Origin of the sequence: Pseudomonas sp. NBRC 111123, assembly GCF_001320205.1 — a bacterium.
GTDB lineage: Bacteria > Pseudomonadota > Gammaproteobacteria > Pseudomonadales > Pseudomonadaceae > Aquipseudomonas > Aquipseudomonas putida_J.
In genome coordinates this window covers 40,966-56,542 of sequence record NZ_BCAZ01000013.1, presented here as the reverse complement: position 1 = coordinate 56,542, position 15,577 = coordinate 40,966, and the positions used below count along the sequence as shown (strand labels likewise).

Annotated in this window: 12 protein-coding genes; 1 reads left to right on the top strand and 11 read right to left on the bottom strand. The window is 62.5% G+C overall.

What is annotated here, in order from left to right; genetic code table 11:
* Positions 1 to 25 precede the first annotated feature (25 nt).
* The 10 genes from APH27_RS09280 to arcD (APH27_RS09235) form a co-directional block, all read right to left on the bottom strand.
* Positions 26 to 1,402: an L-serine ammonia-lyase gene (locus APH27_RS09280; RefSeq protein WP_060484641.1), complete on the bottom strand. Its 1,377-nt coding sequence runs from the start codon at positions 1,400 to 1,402 to the stop codon at positions 26 to 28.
* Positions 1,403 to 1,538: 136 nt separating this feature from the next.
* Positions 1,539 to 4,394 (bottom strand): aminomethyl-transferring glycine dehydrogenase, encoded by a 2,856-nt coding sequence (gene gcvP / locus APH27_RS09275; RefSeq protein WP_060484640.1) that lies wholly within the window; start codon positions 4,392 to 4,394, stop codon positions 1,539 to 1,541.
* 11 nt (positions 4,395 to 4,405) lie between these two features.
* Complete coding sequence (gene gcvH / locus APH27_RS09270) at positions 4,406 to 4,789, bottom strand: glycine cleavage system protein GcvH (RefSeq protein ID WP_027920183.1); 384 nt, start codon at positions 4,787 to 4,789, stop codon at positions 4,406 to 4,408.
* Between the two features lie 277 nt (positions 4,790 to 5,066).
* Positions 5,067 to 6,272, bottom strand: a complete 1,206-nt coding sequence (gltS, locus tag APH27_RS09265; RefSeq protein WP_027920182.1) for a sodium/glutamate symporter — start codon at positions 6,270 to 6,272, stop codon at positions 5,067 to 5,069.
* A 106-nt stretch (positions 6,273 to 6,378) separates the two neighbouring features.
* Positions 6,379 to 7,887: a sigma-54-dependent transcriptional regulator gene (locus APH27_RS09260; RefSeq protein ID WP_060484639.1), complete on the bottom strand. Its 1,509-nt coding sequence runs from the start codon at positions 7,885 to 7,887 to the stop codon at positions 6,379 to 6,381.
* 196 nt (positions 7,888 to 8,083) lie between these two features.
* Positions 8,084 to 8,452: a DUF5064 family protein gene (locus APH27_RS09255; protein ID WP_060484638.1), complete on the bottom strand. Its 369-nt coding sequence runs from the start codon at positions 8,450 to 8,452 to the stop codon at positions 8,084 to 8,086.
* Between the two features lie 55 nt (positions 8,453 to 8,507).
* A complete protein-coding gene (gene arcC, locus APH27_RS09250) occupies positions 8,508 to 9,437 on the bottom strand; it encodes a carbamate kinase (RefSeq protein ID WP_027920179.1) in 930 nt (309 codons plus the stop codon).
* 64 nt (positions 9,438 to 9,501) lie between these two features.
* Positions 9,502 to 10,512 (bottom strand): ornithine carbamoyltransferase, encoded by a 1,011-nt coding sequence (locus APH27_RS09245; RefSeq protein ID WP_027920178.1) that lies wholly within the window; start codon positions 10,510 to 10,512, stop codon positions 9,502 to 9,504.
* 69 nt (positions 10,513 to 10,581) lie between these two features.
* The gene (arcA, locus tag APH27_RS09240; protein WP_060484637.1) at positions 10,582 to 11,835 is read right to left on the bottom strand and encodes an arginine deiminase; all 1,254 of its coding nucleotides are present in this window, start codon (positions 11,833 to 11,835) and stop codon (positions 10,582 to 10,584) included.
* A gap of 33 nt (positions 11,836 to 11,868) precedes the next feature.
* Positions 11,869 to 13,296 (bottom strand): arginine-ornithine antiporter, encoded by a 1,428-nt coding sequence (gene arcD / locus APH27_RS09235; RefSeq protein WP_027920176.1) that lies wholly within the window; start codon positions 13,294 to 13,296, stop codon positions 11,869 to 11,871.
* A 433-nt stretch (positions 13,297 to 13,729) separates the two neighbouring features.
* Here arcD (APH27_RS09235) and arcD (APH27_RS09230) point away from each other — a divergent pair, with 433 nt between their 5' ends.
* Positions 13,730 to 15,157, top strand: a complete 1,428-nt coding sequence (arcD, locus tag APH27_RS09230; RefSeq protein WP_027920175.1) for an arginine-ornithine antiporter — start codon at positions 13,730 to 13,732, stop codon at positions 15,155 to 15,157.
* Here arcD (APH27_RS09230) and APH27_RS09225 read toward each other — a convergent pair.
* On the bottom strand, positions 15,137 to 15,550 hold the full coding sequence (locus APH27_RS09225) for a YbaN family protein (protein WP_027920174.1): 414 nt from the start codon (positions 15,548 to 15,550) through the stop codon (positions 15,137 to 15,139). The two genes, arcD (APH27_RS09230) and APH27_RS09225, sit on opposite strands and share 21 nt — an antisense overlap.
* Positions 15,551 to 15,577: the final 27 nt, after the last annotated feature.

Below are 15,577 nucleotides of genomic sequence, written 5' to 3'. Positions count from 1 at the left end.
GATGACTCCTTTGTTTGTTATCGGGTCAACATTCGATGATGTTGACGGCCAGACCGCCGCGGGCGGTCTCCTTGTATTTGCTTTTCATGTCGGCGCCGGTCTGGCGCATGGTGCGGATCACCTTGTCGAGCGACACGTAGTGTTGCCCGTCACCGCGCAACGCCATGCGTACGGCGTTGATGGCTTTCACCGAGCCCATGGCGTTGCGTTCGATGCAGGGCACCTGAACCAGGCCACCGATCGGGTCGCAGGTCAGGCCGAGGTTGTGTTCCATGCCGATTTCAGCGGCGTTTTCCACTTGCTGCGGGGTGCCGCCCATCACTTCGCAAAGCGCCCCCGCGGCCATCGAGCAGGCCACGCCGACCTCGCCCTGGCAGCCGACTTCAGCCCCGGAAATCGAGGCGTTTTCCTTGTACAGGATGCCGATGGCGGCAGCGGTGAGCAGAAAACGCACCACTCCGTCTTCGCTGGCACCCGGGACGAAGCGCATGTAGTAGTGCAACACCGCCGGAACGATGCCCGCCGCGCCATTGGTGGGCGCGGTGACCACGCGCCCGCCGTAGGCGTTTTCCTCGTTTACTGCCAGGGCGTAGAGGTTGACCCAGTCGAGCACCGACAGTGCGTCGCGCAGGCTGGCCTCCGGATGGCGGCTGAGTTGACGGTACAGCGCCGGGGCGCGGCGCTTGACCTTGAGCCCGCCGGGCAGGATGCCTTCGTGCCGGTAGCCGGCTTCGACGCAGTCTTGCATCACCTGCCAGATGTGCAGCAACCCGCTGCGTGTTTCGCTTTCCGGGCGCCAGGCGGCCTCGTTGGCCAGCATCACCTGGCTGACCGGCAGGTGCTGCGCGGTGCAGTGGCCGAGCAGTTCCTTGGCGGTCTTGAACGGGTAGGCCAGCACGGTGCTGTCCTCGACGATGCGGTCCTGGCCGGCGGCGTCCTCGTCCACCACGAAACCGCCACCCACCGAGTAGTATTCCCTGCTGCGGATTTGCAATCCGGCTGCATCGAACGCACGAAAGATCATGCCGTTGGGGTGATAGGCCAAGGGCTTGCGGATCATCGCCAGGTGCTGCTTTTCGTTGAAGGCAATGGTCTGCTCACCGAGCAGGCTGAGCTGGCCGGTAGTGCGGATGGCCTGCAGGCGGGCGGGAATGGATTCGGTATCGACGGTATCAGGGTGCTCGCCTTCCAGGCCGAGCAATACCGCCTTGTCGCTGCCGTGGCCTTTGCCGGTGGCGCCGAGCGAGCCGTACAGCTCGGCCTTGACGCAAACGGTGCTGGCCAGCAGGCCATCGCGGCGCAGCCCTTCGGCGAAGCGCGCGGCGGCGCGCATCGGGCCGACTGTGTGGGAGCTGGAGGGGCCGATGCCGATCTTGAACAGGTCGAAGACGCTCAGTGACATGGTGACCTCCTACCAGGTTGTTTGGGCGGACACTTGTCCCTGTGGGAGCGGGTTCACCCGCGAAGGCGGAGGTGAAGCCACTGTCGCATTCGCGGGTAAACCCGCTCCCACAGGTTATGTGTCAATCCTGGGGCTATCAGGCGTCCTGATAGCTCTCGATCGACGGGCAGGCGCACACCAGGTTGCGGTCGCCGAACACGTTGTCGACCCGGCCGACCGGCGGCCAGTACTTGCTCTCCACCAGGCTCGGCAGCGGGTACACCGCCTGCTCGCGGCTATAGCCATGGGCCCATTCGCCAACCAGCTCGGCCGCAGTGTGCGGGGCGTTCTTCAGCGGGTTGTCGTCCTTGTCCAGGCTGCCGTTCTCCACCGCGCGAATCTCTTCGCGGATCTGGATCATCGCGTCGCAGAAGCGGTCCAGTTCTTCCTTTGACTCGCTTTCGGTCGGTTCGATCATCAGCGTGCCGGCCACCGGGAACGACATGGTCGGCGCATGGAAACCGAAGTCGATCAGGCGCTTGGCCACGTCATCGACGCTGATGCCGCTGGTGTCCTTGAGCGGGCGCAGGTCGAGGATGCATTCGTGGGCGACCAGGCCATTGCCACCGGTGTACAGGACAGGATAGTGCTCTTCCAGGCGGCGGGCGATGTAGTTGGCGTTGAGGATTGCCATCTGCGAAGCACGCTTGAGGCCGGCGCCACCCATCATGCGAATGTACATCCAGGTGATCGGCAGAATGCTGGCGCTGCCGAACGGTGCGGCGCACACCGCGCCCTCGGTGTTTTCGAGCGCAGCATGGCCCGGCAGGAACGGCGCCAGGTGCGACTTGACGCCGATCGGGCCGACGCCCGGGCCGCCACCGCCATGCGGGATGCAGAAGGTCTTGTGCAGGTTCAGGTGCGACACGTCGCCACCGAACTTGCCCGGGGCACAGAGACCGACCATGGCATTCATGTTGGCGCCATCGATGTACACCTGGCCGCCGTTGTCATGGATGATCGCGCAGATCTCGCCGATCGCTTCCTCGAACACGCCGTGGGTCGACGGGTAGGTGATCATGATCGCGGCCAGGCGCTCGCGGTGTTCGATGGCCTTGGCGCGCAGGTCCTCGACATCGACGTTGCCGCGGGCGTCGCACGCAGTGACCACCACGCGCATGCCGGCCATGTGTGCGGTCGCCGGGTTGGTGCCGTGGGCCGAAGACGGGATCAGGCAGATGTCGCGGTGGCCTTCGCCACGGCTGCGGTGGTAGGCACGAATGGCCAAGAGGCCTGCGTATTCACCCTGGGAGCCGGCGTTGGGTTGCAGCGACACGGCGTCGTAGCCGGTGGCGGCGCAGAGCATGGCCTCCAGCTCGGTGGTCATCTGCAGGTAGCCCTGGCTTTGTTCGGCCGGAGCGAACGGGTGCAGGTTGCCGAACTCGGCCCAGGTCACCGGGATCATTTCGCTGGCAGCGTTGAGCTTCATGGTGCACGAGCCCAGCGGAATCATGCTGCGGTCCAGCGCCAGGTCCTTGTCGGCCAGGCGGCGCAGGTAGCGCATCAGCTCGGTTTCGCTGTGGTAGCGGTTGAACACCGGGTGTTCGAGGATGGCCGACTGGCGCAGCAGGGCGGCTGGCAGGCGCGAGCCGGTGCTGGCGGCCAGGGCAGCGAAGTCAGGCTGGGCCTGGCCAGCGCCGAGCAGTTGCCAGAGGGCTTCGACGTCGGCCTGGGTGCTGGTTTCGTCGAGCGACATGCCCAGGTGAGCGGCGTCGATCTGGCGCAGGTTGATGCGCAGGGTGCGGGCCTTGTCATGCAGGCTTGCAGTAGCGCCGCCGGTGGCCAGGGTCAGGGTGTCGAAGGCGGTTTCGCCAACCACTTCGAGCCCCAGGGTTTTCAGGCCGGCAGCCAGAATCGCGGTCAGCGCGTGGGTGCGTTCGGCAATGCGCTTGAGGCCTGCCGGGCCGTGGTACACGGCGAACATGCTGGCGATGTTGGCCAGCAGCACCTGGGCGGTGCAGATGTTGCTGGTGGCCTTCTCGCGGCGAATGTGCTGTTCGCGGGTCTGCATGGCCAGGCGCAGGGCGGTCTTGCCGAAGCGGTCGATCGACACGCCGACCAGGCGGCCCGGCATGTCGCGCTTGAAGGCATCGCGGGTAGCGAAATAGGCCGCGTGCGGGCCACCAAAGCCCAGTGGCACGCCGAAGCGCTGGGCGCTGCCGATGGCCACATCGGCGTCGAACTCGCCCGGCGGGGTCAGCAGGGTCAGGGCCAGCAGGTCGGCGGCAACGGCGACAAGGGCGTTGGCTGCGTGGAAGCGCGCGACGACTTCCCGGTAGTCGAACACTTCGCCATTGCTGGCCGGGTACTGCAGCAGGGCGCCGAAGAAGGCGCTGACATCGCCCAGTTCACGCTCGTCGCCCACCACGATCTCGATGCCCAGCGGCTCGGCACGGGTGCGCAGCACTTCGAGGGTTTGCGGGTGGCAGTGCACGGAGGCGAAGAAGGCGTGGCTGGCCTTGTTCTTCGACAGGCGCTTGCAGAAGGTCATGGCTTCGGCAGCGGCTGTGGCTTCGTCGAGCAAGGATGCGTTGGCGATGGGCAGGCCGGTGAGGTCGCTGATCAGGGTCTGGAAGTTCAGCAGCGCTTCCAGGCGACCCTGGGAAATTTCTGGCTGGTACGGGGTGTAGGCGGTGTACCAGGCCGGGTTTTCCAGCAGGTTGCGCAGGATCGGCGCCGGAGTGTGGGTGTTGTAGTAGCCCTGGCCGATGAAGCTCTTGAACAGAGCGTTCTTGCTGGCGATGGCCTTGAGTGCAGCAAGGGCATCGGCTTCGCTCTGGCCATCTTCCGAGCCAAGCACGCTGGTGCCTTTGATGCTGTCAGGGATGACCGCAGCGGTCATGGCGTCCAGCGAGTCGAAGCCCAGGGTGGCGAGCATGGCTTGCTCGTCGGCGGCGCGGGGGCCGATGTGACGGGCGATGAATTCGTTGGCGGTGCCGAGGTTGATGGTCATGGTCGAATTCCTCAGGCGTCGTCGTTGGCTTTGATCAGGCGGTCATAGGCGTCCTGGTCAAGCAGGGCGGTGACTTCGCTCATGTCGGCAGGGATGAAGCGGAAGAACCAGCCTTCGCCCAGCGGGTCCTCGTTGACCCGCTCTGGGCTGTCGTTGAGGCCGTCGTTGACGGCGACCACTTCACCGGTCAGGGGCATGTACACGCCGCTGGCGGCTTTCACCGACTCGACGGTGGAGGCTTCGGCGCCTTTGTCGTACGCCTGCAGCTCAGGCAGTTGCACATAGACCACATCGCCAAGGGCGTTCTGGGCGTAGGCGGTGATGCCCACGGTGACGCTGCCATCGGCTTCGACGCGCAGCCATTCGTGATCTTCAGTGAAACGCAACTCGCTCATGGGGAATCCTCGGAAAGCAGGGCGTTGGGCGCGGTGCGTCCGCGCTCTTGGGTTGGGATTCCCATTGCAATAATGCGGCCATGCTTAAAAAACCGTTATAAAACAATGGCTTGTATATTTTTCTCAACGGTTTTTTCGTTCAGCTGTAGTGAAATCGCTACAGTCGAGGCGGGCGGAAAAAGGGTTTGGGGATCAAACCCTTGCTCAGCGCGGGGCGTGAAGCGGTGTATTGATTTCAATACGGTGTATTGAAATCAATACATCGTAGGGTGAAGGCTTAACCCACAGTGAACATGGGCAGTGCCAGGTACAGCTTGATCACGATCACATTGATGATGTCGATGAAGAACGCGCCCACCATCGGTACCACCAGAAACGCCATTTGCGAAGGCCCGAAGCGGTGGGTTACCGCTTGCATGTTGGCGATGGCGGTCGGCGTGGCGCCCAGGCCGAACCCGCAGTGCCCTGCAGCCAGTACTGCCGCGTCGTAATTGCTACCCATGACCCGGAACGTCACAAAGACCGCGAACAGCGCCATCAGCAATGTCTGCGCGGCCAGGATGATCAGGAATGGCAGGGCCAGAGCAGCGAGGTCCCACAGCTTGAGCGACATCAGCGCGATTGCCAGGAACAGTGACAGGCTGACATTGCCCAGTACCGACACCTCCCGTTCGAACACCTGGTACAGGCCCAGCGCAGAAAGCCCGTTGCGTAGCAACACACCCACGAACAGGACGCAGACGAAGGTGGGTAGTTCGAACACCGTGCCTTGTAGCTGGGCATTGAGGAGTGTGCCACCGAGCAGGCTGACCGAGATCAGCGCCAGGGTTTCGATGAATGAAAACGGTGTGATCAGGCGCTCCTTTTGCGGTTCTTCGAACCCCTTGGGCAGGCGCGACATCGCATGTTCGACACCGGGCGCCTGCACGCGCTTGATCAGCAGGCGGGCAACCGGCCCACCGATCAGGCCGCCGAGCACGAGGCCAAAGGTGGCGGAGGCCAGGGCGAGTTCCGAGGCCGAGGCAAGGCCGTACTTTTCGCTGAAAGTGCTCCCCCAGGCCGCGCCGGTGCCATGGCCACCGGACAAGGTGATGGAACCGGTCAGCAGGCCCATCAGCGGGTCCAGCCCCAGCGCTGTGGCCAGGCCGATGCCCATGGCGTTCTGCACCAGTAACAGCCCGGTGACTGCGAGCAGGAATATACCCACCACGCGGCCACCTTTTTTCAGGCTGGCGAAGTCCGCGTTCAGGCCGATGGTGGCAAAGAAGGCCAGCATCAACGGTGCCTGCAAAGAGCTGTCGAATTGAACTTTCAGGTCGAAACTGCGCAAGCCCAGCAATATCAGCGCAACGACCAGGCCGCCGGCCACTGGCTCAGGAATGTTGTAGGTACGCAGGATGGCGACGCGTTTCACCAGGCCATGCCCCAGCAGCAGGACCAGGGAGGCGGCAACCAGCGTGCCGTAGAAGTCGAGTTCCAGCATGGGAGGCATTCTTCTTGTCAACGAGGAAGAAAGCCATTTTACTCACCGGCCTGATGAAGTAATGATCTAACTTGTAGGAAAAATCGGGTATCTAGCTGAGAAAAAGTCAGAATTTTCCAGGTATGCCGTACTTGCGCAGGCGTTGTGCAATCGCCGTGTGAGAGGTCTGCAGGCGCCCCGCCAGCTGCCGGGTGGAGGGGTAGCTGGCATACAGGCGCTGCAGCAGTTCGCGCTCAAAGTCGCCTACTGCCTGTTCCAGGCTGGCTACTTCGCCATCCTGCCCGCGGGCCACGGAGGTGCCAGCGATATCCAGGTCACCGATATCCACCAGGTTGCCCTCGCAGATGGCTGCCGCACGGAAAATCACGTTCTGCAGCTGGCGCACGTTGCCTGGCCAAGGGTTGGCAAGCAACGCCGAGTGGGTAGCCGGTGTGAGCCTGCAGGGTGGCCGCTGGATCTGCGTGCAGGCCTGCTGCATGAAGTAGTGCGCCAGCATGAGGATGTCCTGGCCTCGGTCACGCAGCGGCGGCACTTGCAGGTTGAGCACGTTGAGGCGGTAGAACAGGTCTTCACGGAAGGTGCCTTCGGCGACCATGCGTTCCAGGTCACGGTGGGTGGCGCTGATGATGCGCACATCCACTTTCACCTCGCGATCGCCACCGACTCGGCGGAAGCTGCCGTCGCTGAGAAAACGCAGCAGCTTGGCCTGCAGGTACGGCGACATTTCGCCGATCTCATCGAGAAACACCGTGCCCTGGTTGGCCAGCTCCATCAGCCCCGGCTTGCCACCGCGCTGGGCGCCGGTGAAGGCACCGGGTGCATAGCCGAACAGCTCGCTCTCGGCCAGGCTTTCGGGCAGTGCGGCGCAGTTGAGGGCAAGGAATGGCGCGGCCTGACGGCTGCTGATGGCATGGCAGGCGCGGGCCACCAGTTCCTTGCCGGTGCCGGTTTCGCCGTGCACCAGCAGCGGCGCATCGAGGGCCGCCACACGCAGGGCGCGGGCCTTGAGGGTGCGGATCGCCGGTGATTCGCCGAGCAACGCATCGAAACCTTCAGCGTGGTCGTGGTGCAGGGCGGACAGGCGCTCGCCCATGCGGTTCGGCGCATACAGCGTCAGCAGGCCGCCGGCGTTGGTGATGGGTGAAGCGTCCAGCAGCAGGCTCTGGCCGTTGAGCTGCATCTCGCGCATCGGCAGGTGGAAATTGTTGTCCAGCAAGGCCTGCAGCAGGTCGGGGTCATTGAACAGTTCGCCCACCGTGCGCCCCGCGGATTCGCGGCCGCACAGGGCGATCAGCGCCGGGTTTGCCAGCAGCACCTTGCCGGCGCTGTCGACCGCCAGCACCGGGTCGCTCATGGCAGCCAGCAGGGCGTCGAGCTGCAGGTGGCGGCGCTGGCCGGGGAGGATGTCGACCACGTCCACCGACTGCACGCCACGCACTTCGAACAGGGCGTCGTGGAGTTCTTCGAGTACCGCCGGGCTGAGGGTCGGGGCATCGATGTAGACGTTGGGCGGGACCATTTCCACGGCGTCCAGGTTGAGGTTGCGGGCACCGAGCAGGGCGAGGACTTCCTGGGTGATGCCGACGCGGTCGATGAAGCTGACGTGGATGCGCATGGGAACGGTGAAAGTGGTGGCCTGGGAGGGCGGTAGTATGCCTTAACATCGTCGGGGCCGCTTTGCGGCCCTTTCCGAGCGGTCCGGCGCCCCGGCAAGGCCGTTCCTATAGGGGAGCGCGATCGTTTGTAGGAGCGGCCTTGCCGGGGCGCCGGACCGGTCGGAAAGGGCTGCGAAGCAGCCCCAGGTTCTCGAATCACTCCAGATGTTCAGGCTTGATCGGGTCGCCTGATTTCACATCCAGCTTCTGGCGAATGTCTTCGAACATGGCGTCGTATAGCTTATGCGGCGAACCCAGCGTTTCGAACTTCTGGTGCGGCGCGAGATAGGATTGGGCTTTGCGCGAAGCCACGCTGAGGAAACTCGGCAGCACCTGGTCTTTGGCCAGGAAGAAATTTTCATCGACGGTCTTGCCCTCGATGCTGCCATGCATGCGGAACTGGATGCCTCTGCCTTCCTTGGGGTCTGAAGACGCTTCGTACTCGATGTTGAGGTCGTAACTGTGGTCGTTTTTGTTCAGCGCAGTGCGCTCGATATGTACATGACCGGGGTGGAACTGGGCCATGGCAAACTCCTCCGGAAGGTAAAAATGGCGGGCCCCGTAAGCCCGCCCACTGCAATCAACGGTAGCTGATACCAGGCTTTTCGGTACTTACGCGGGTGCCGGCGATGCCTTTGACAATGCCCTCGATGTTCTCCAGCGAGCTGATCACCGCCACTTTGCCAGTGTGCCGGGCAAAGTCGCAGGCCGCCTGTACTTTGGGCCCCATGGAGCCGGCCGCGAAGCCGAGGCGTTCGAGCTCATCGGGGTGGGCCTGGGCAATGGCTTTTTGCGTTGGCTTGCCCCAGTCAATGTAGGCGCCATCGACGTCCGTGGCGATTACCAGAAGGTCGGCTTTCAGCTGTTCGGCCAGCAGCGCCGAGCACAGGTCCTTGTCGATTACCGCCTCGATGCCTTTGAGTTTGCGGTTTTCATCGTACATGGTGGGGATGCCACCACCGCCGGCGCAGATGACGATGCTTTTCTTTTCCAGCAGCCATGTGATCGGGCGGATTTCAAAGATGCGCTTGGGTTTCGGGCTGGCGACCACACGCCGGTACTTGTCGCCGTCGGCCTTGACCACCCAGCCTTTTTCCTTGGCCAGGCGCTCGGCCTCTTCCTTGCTGTAGACCGGGCCGATGAACTTGCTCGGGTCCTTGAAGGCAGGGTCGTTGGCGTCCACTTCCACCTGGGTGAGCAGGGTGGCGAACGGCACTTCGAAGTCCAGCAGGTTGCCCAGTTCCTGTTCGATCATGTAACCGATCATGCCTTCGGTTTCGGCACCGAGCACGTCCAGGGGGTAAGCCTCGTCGGGCTTGTATGACAGCCCTTGCAGGGCCAGCAGGCCAACTTGCGGGCCGTTGCCGTGGGCGATGACCAGTTCGTTGCCGGGATGAATCTTGGCGATCTGTTCGGTGGCCGTGCGGATATTGGCGCGCTGGTTGTCAGCGGTCATGGGCTCGCCACGGCGCAGCAGGGCGTTGCCGCCCAATGCAACAACGATACGCATGGGGAATGTCCTTTAACGAAGAAGGGAGGGCGCCGCCCCCATGGTCAGGAGCGGCGCGGCCGGCTTACAGATCAGCCAGGGTCGAAACCAGGATCGCCTTGATGGTGTGCATGCGGTTTTCCGCCTGCTCGAAGGCAATACACGCCGGCGACTCGAACACGTCATCGGTCACTTCGATGCCGTTGGCCAGGTCCGGATACTGCTCGGCAATCTGCTTGCCGACTTTGGTTTCGGAGTTGTGGAAGGCCGGCAGGCAGTGCATGAACTTGGTGCGTGGGTTGCCGCTGGCTTTCATCAGCTCCTTGTTCACCTGGTAAGGCTTGAGCTGCTTGATGCGCTCACCCCAGGCCTCGATCGGCTCGCCCATCGAGACCCAGACGTCGGTGTGGATGAAGTCGACGCCTTTGACCGCGGCCTTGGGGTCTTCAGTCAGGGTGATGCGCGCACCGCTTTCTTCGGCGTACTTGTGGCAACGCTCGACCAGGTCGTCATGTGGCCACAGCGCCTTGGGCGCAGCGATGCGCACGTCCATGCCAAGCTTGGCGCCGATCAGCAGCAGCGAGTTGCCCATGTTGTTGCGGGCGTCGCCCAGGTAGGCGTAGCTGATATCGTGCAGCGGCTTGTCGCTGTGCTCACGCATGGTCAGCACGTCGGCGATCATCTGGGTCGGGTGGTATTCATCGGTCAGGCCGTTGAACACGGGCACGCCGGCGAACTTGGCCAGCTCTTCGACGATTTCCTGCTTGAAGCCGCGGTACTCGATGGCGTCGTACATGCGCCCGAGCACGCGGGCAGTGTCCTTCATGCTCTCCTTGTGGCCGATCTGCGAGGAGTTGGGGTCGATGTAGGTGACGTTGGCGCCCTGGTCATAGGCGGCGACTTCGAAGGCGCAGCGGGTGCGGGTCGAGGTCTTTTCGAAGATCAGGGCGATGTTGTTGCCCTTCAGGTGCTGCTGCTCGGTGCCGGTGTACTTGGCGCGCTTGAGGTCGCGCGACAGGTCGAGCAGGTACTTCAGCTCGCGAGTGGTGTGGTGTTCGAGGCTGAGCAGGTTGCGGTTGTGAATGTTGAACGCCATGACTGTATCTCCTTGAATTCGGTGAGGGTCCCGGCCGCTGCTTTGTGGGCGCGGCCGGGTGTATGGTCGTTAGTAGTCGATTGGGTCGCGCACGATCGGGCAGGTCATGCAGTGGCCGCCGCCCCGGCCCCGGCCCAGTTCGCCGGCGCTGATGGTGATGACCTCGACGCCGGCCTTGCGCAGCAGGGTATTGGTGTAGGTGTTGCGGTCGTAGCCGATGACCACGCCTGGCTCGATGGCCACCACGTTGTTGCCGTCATCCCACTGCTCGCGTTCGGCGGCGAAGCTGTTGCCGCCGGTTTCGACCACGCGCAGCTTGACGCCCAGTTGCTCGCCGACCACCTCGATGAACGACTTGTTGATACGGCGTACGTCCATGCCGTAAGGCTTTTTCTCGTCCGGGCGGATGATGAACGGCACGATCTCGTTGACCACTTCCGGGAAGACCGTGACCAGGTCGCGGTCGCAGAAGCTGAACACAGTGTCCAGGTGCATGGCAGCGCGGGATTTTGGCAGGCCGGCAACGATGACTTCCTTCACTGCGCCCTTGGCGAACAGGTTGCGTGCCAGCTGGCCAATGGCCTGGCGCGAGGTGCGCTCGCCCATGCCGATCAGCACGATGCCTTTGCCAATCGGCATCACGTCACCGCCTTCGAGGGTCGACTGGCCGTGTTCCTTGTCCGGGTCGCCGTACCAGACTTCGAAGTCGGCGTTGGTGAACTCTTTGTGGAACTTGTAGATGGCGGTGGTCAGCAGGGTTTCCTGGCGGCGCGCCGGCCAGTACATCGGGTTCAGCGTCACGCCACCGTAGATCCAGCAAGTAGTGTCGCGGGTGAACTGGGTGTTGGGCAGCGGTGGCAGGATGAAGCTGGAGTGGCCCAGGTAGTCGTTGTACATCTTGACCACATCGGCGCCTTCGCTCTGTGGCAGGTCCTGGCCAGCCACACCACCGATCAGGAACTCGGCCAGGTGGCGTGGTTCGAGGCCTTCGAGCCAGCTGCGCACTTCGTTGTTCAGGCCGACACCGACGGTGTCATCGGTGATCTTGCGGTCGAGGATCCACTTGAGTGCTTCCTTGTCCTGCACGATGTCGGTCAGCAGATTGTGCATCTCCAGCACATCCACGCCGCGCTCGCGCATCTTGGTGACGAAGTCGAAATGGTCGCGCTTGGCCTGGTCGACCCAGATCACATCGTCGAACAGCAGCTCGTCACAGTTGCTCGGCGTCAGGCGCTTGTGCGCCAGGCCCGGAGAGCAAACCATCACTTTGCGCAGTTTGCCGGCTTCGGAGTGGACACCGTACTTCTGTTTTTCAGCGGACATGGTTTCATTCCTCCAATTGAACGAAGACGTGGGTCAAAGGGTCAGGAAGCCGTCATACAGGCCAAAGGCTGCTACCAGGGCGCCAATGACCACGGCTGCGAAGATCAGTTTTTCCACGTTGGTGAAGATAGGTTGGCCCACTTCGCGCTTGGCCTTGGCGAACAGGATCGCGCCAGGGGCATAGAGCAGGGCCGAGAGCAGCAGGTATTTCACGCCGCCGGCATACAGCAGCCAGATGGCGTAGATCAGCGCGATGGCACCGATGAACAGGTCTTTCTTCCGCTCGGCCAGGGCCTGTTCGTAGGTTTCGCTGCGCAGTGCCAGCAGGAAGGCATAAGCCGCCGACCACAGGTAGGGCACCAGGATCATCGAGGTGGCGAGGTAGATCAGCGACAGGTAGGTACTGCTGGAGAACAGGGTGATGACCAGGAAGATCTGCACCATGGCGTTGGTCAGCCACAGGGCGTTGGCCGGCACCTGGTTGGCGTTCTCGCGGCGCAGGAACTCCGGCATGGTGTGGTCCTTGGCGGCGGCGAACATGATCTCGGCGCACAGCAGCACCCACGACAGCAGGGCGCCGAGCAGCGAGATGATCAGGCCGACGCTGATCAGCACCGCACCCCAGTGGCCGACCACGTGCTCGAGCACGGCAGCCATCGACGGGTTCTGCAGCTTGGCCAGTTCCGGTTGGGTCATGATGCCCAGCGACAGCACGTTGACCAGTACCAGGAACAGCAGCACGGTGACGAAGCCGATGACCGTGGCCTTGCCTACGTCGGAGCGTTTTTCCGCCCGTGACGAGAAGATGCTCGCGCCTTCGATACCGATGAACACCCATACGGTGACCAGCATCATGTTGCGCACCTGGTTCATCACGCTGCCCAGGTCAGGTGTGCCCACCGCCCAGATGTCGGCGGTGAAAATGTCGAGCTTGAAGGCGAACAGGCAGATCAGTGCGAACAGCACCAGCGGTACGACCTTGGCCACGGTGGTGACCAGGTTGATGAACGCCGCTTCCTTGATGCCACGCAGCACCAGGAAGTGCACCGCCCAGAGCAGAATCGAGGCACCGATGATCGCTGCCGGGGTGTTGCCCTCGCCGAAGATCGGGAAGAAGTAGCCGAGGGTGCTGAACAGCAGCACGAAGTAGCCGACGTTACCCAGCCATGCGCTGATCCAGTAGCCCCAGGCCGAGGAGAAGCCCATGTAGTCGCCGAAGCCGGCCTTGGCATAGGCGTATACACCGCCATCCAGGTCAGGCTTGCGGTTGGCCAGGGTCTGGAACACGAAGGCCAGGGTCAGCATGCCCACTGCCGTGATCGCCCAGCCAATCAGCACCGCGCCAACGCCGGCACTGGCGGCCATGTTTTGCGGCAGGGAGAAAATCCCGCCGCCAATCATCGAGCCGACCACGAGTGCAACTAACGCGCCGAGTTTTAGTTTTCCGGATGAATCAGACATTTAACAACTCCTGCCAGGAGAAAGTTGACGACAGATTAAATCCGACGCCTGAACCATGACCTGACTTGGATCAGTTCATGGCAACGCGATGGTAGGAAATTTCCTACGCGCGACTCCTGGAGAGTGCCGACTGCTCAGCTGCAGGCCCTGTGCACTGGCATCTCCATGTCCTTCTAGAGCAAATGCTCCGTTTGGCCTGCGATGTCTGAAACTAGCCGCTTTTGCCGCTTTCGCAAATTTTTCACAAGAATTTCGAGTTTTATCAGATTCTTTTCTAGTTGCTGGGTAGCTGCTAGTTTTTACAGAGGCATGGCGATAGACAATGTGGTTATTAATGCTATAGGTTTAATAGGTTTAGCCATATAAGTAACAGCATTTATATGGCGCCCATGGCTGTTTCAAACGCATGACAGCACGGAAAAAAGGGAGCCCCATGAGCGAACCGGGACAAAAGCTGCGTCTGGGCGCACTGATCGCGCTGGTGGTCGGTTCGATGATTGGTGGTGGGATCTTCTCGCTGCCGCAGAACATGGCCGCCCGTGCGGACGTTGGCGCGGTACTGATCGGTTGGGCGATCACCGCAGTGGGCATGCTGGCATTGGCCTTCGTGTTCCAGACCCTGGCCAACCGCAAGCCTGAACTGGATTCGGGGGTGTACGCCTACGCCAAGGCCGGCTTCGGCGACTATATGGGCTTCTCTTCGGCCTGGGGCTACTGGATCAGTGCGTGGCTGGGCAACGTCGGCTACTTCGTGCTGCTGTTCAGTACCCTCGGCTTCTACTTCCCGGTATTTGGCGAAGGCAACACGCCAATTGCCATCGGCTGCGCCTCGATGCTGCTGTGGGCGGTGCACTTTCTGGTACTACGTGGCATCAAGGAAGCGGCGTTCATCAACCAGGTGACCACTGTTGCCAAGGTGGTGCCGCTGCTGATCTTCGTCGTCATCGCCGCTTTTGCCTTCCGCGCCGATATCTTCACCCGCGATATCTGGGGCCTGAGCAACCCGCAGTTCGGCAATGTGCTGGACCAGGTGCGCAACATGATGCTGGTCACGGTGTTCGTGTTCATCGGTATCGAGGGCGCCAGTGTGTACTCCGGGCGGGCGCAGCGCCGTTCCGACGTGGGCAAGGCCACGGTGATCGGCTTTCTTGGCGTACTGGCACTGTTGGTGCTGGTCAACGTGCTGTCGTTGGGGGTGATGACCCAGCCGGAGCTGGCCGGGTTGCAGAACCCGTCGCTGGCCTCGGTGCTGGAGCATATTGTCGGCCCTTGGGGCGCCTTGCTGATCAGCATCGGCCTGGCGGTGTCGCTGCTCGGTGCCTTGCTGTCATGGGCACTGCTGTGTGCAGAGATTCTTTTCGCCACGGCACGTGACAAGACCATGCCGCGCTTTCTGGCCAAGGAAAACGCCAACCACGTGCCGGCCAATGCCTTGTGGCTGACCAACTGCATGATCCAGGGCTTCCTGCTGATCACGCTGGTTTCGGCAGGCACCTATACCAGCCTGATCTACCTGGCATCGTCGATGATTCTGGTGCCGTACCTGTGGTCGGCGGCTTATGCGGTGCTGCTGGCGTGGCGCGGGGAGAGTTACCAAGGGCAGCCGGGGTTGCGGCGCAAGGACCTGCTGGTGGCGGTACTGGCGCTGGTCTATGCGGTGTGGTTGTTGTACGCAGGTGGCCTCAAGTACTTGCTGCTGTCGGCCTTGCTCTACGCCCCCGGGGTCATCCTCTTCGCCCGGGCCAAGCACGAACAAGGGCAGACGCTGTTCACCACCTGGGAGAAGCTGATTTTCGCGGCAGTGCTGGCTGGCGCGGCACTGGCTGCCTACCTGCTGTATTCAGGGTTGCTGAGCCTGTGAGGCAGCGGGGCAGGGTTGTTCAGGGCGCGACCAGATCCACAGGTTGCCCAGGGTCATGCCGGCAATCGCCAGGAACACTGGCCAGTGGTGTTCGAGGAAAATCAGCATCAGGGCGGCGCACAGCAACATGCTGATGGTGGCGCTGACTTTGGCGCGGCGCTGGATCACCTTGCCGTTGCGCCAGTTGTACAGGATCGGCCCGAACAAGCGATGGTTTTCCAGCCAGGCGGACAGGCGCGGTGAGCTGCGCGTGGCGGCCCAGGCGGCCAGCAGGATGAACTCGGTGGTCGGGAGGCCGGGGATGACGATGGCGACCAGGCCTATCCCCAGGCTTACGTAAGCCAGGATGCCATACAGCAGGCGGGACAGTTTCGAGCGGGCGGGTCGGGTCATGGTCTCACTGCAAAAAACGTCCGGCCA

Coding starts and splice junctions, on each gene's coding strand:
- APH27_RS09280 (WP_060484641.1), bottom strand. CDS start 1,402: ATGTCACTGAGCGTCTTCGACCTGTTCAAGATCGGCATCGGCCCCTCC.
- gcvP (WP_060484640.1), bottom strand. CDS start 4,394: ATGACCATCAACCTCGGCACCGCCAACGAATTCATCGCCCGTCACATC.
- gcvH (WP_027920183.1), bottom strand. CDS start 4,789: ATGAGCGAGTTGCGTTTCACTGAAGATCACGAATGGCTGCGCGTCGAA.
- gltS (WP_027920182.1), bottom strand. CDS start 6,272: ATGCTGGAACTCGACTTCTACGGCACGCTGGTTGCCGCCTCCCTGGTC.
- APH27_RS09260 (WP_060484639.1), bottom strand. CDS start 7,887: ATGCGCATCCACGTCAGCTTCATCGACCGCGTCGGCATCACCCAGGAA.
- APH27_RS09255 (WP_060484638.1), bottom strand. CDS start 8,452: ATGGCCCAGTTCCACCCCGGTCATGTACATATCGAGCGCACTGCGCTG.
- arcC (WP_027920179.1), bottom strand. CDS start 9,437: ATGCGTATCGTTGTTGCATTGGGCGGCAACGCCCTGCTGCGCCGTGGC.
- APH27_RS09245 (WP_027920178.1), bottom strand. CDS start 10,512: ATGGCGTTCAACATTCACAACCGCAACCTGCTCAGCCTCGAACACCAC.
- arcA (WP_060484637.1), bottom strand. CDS start 11,835: ATGTCCGCTGAAAAACAGAAGTACGGTGTCCACTCCGAAGCCGGCAAA.
- arcD (WP_027920176.1), bottom strand. CDS start 13,296: ATGTCTGATTCATCCGGAAAACTAAAACTCGGCGCGTTAGTTGCACTC.
- arcD (WP_027920175.1), top strand. CDS start 13,730: ATGAGCGAACCGGGACAAAAGCTGCGTCTGGGCGCACTGATCGCGCTG.
- APH27_RS09225 (WP_027920174.1), bottom strand. CDS start 15,550: ATGACCCGACCCGCCCGCTCGAAACTGTCCCGCCTGCTGTATGGCATC.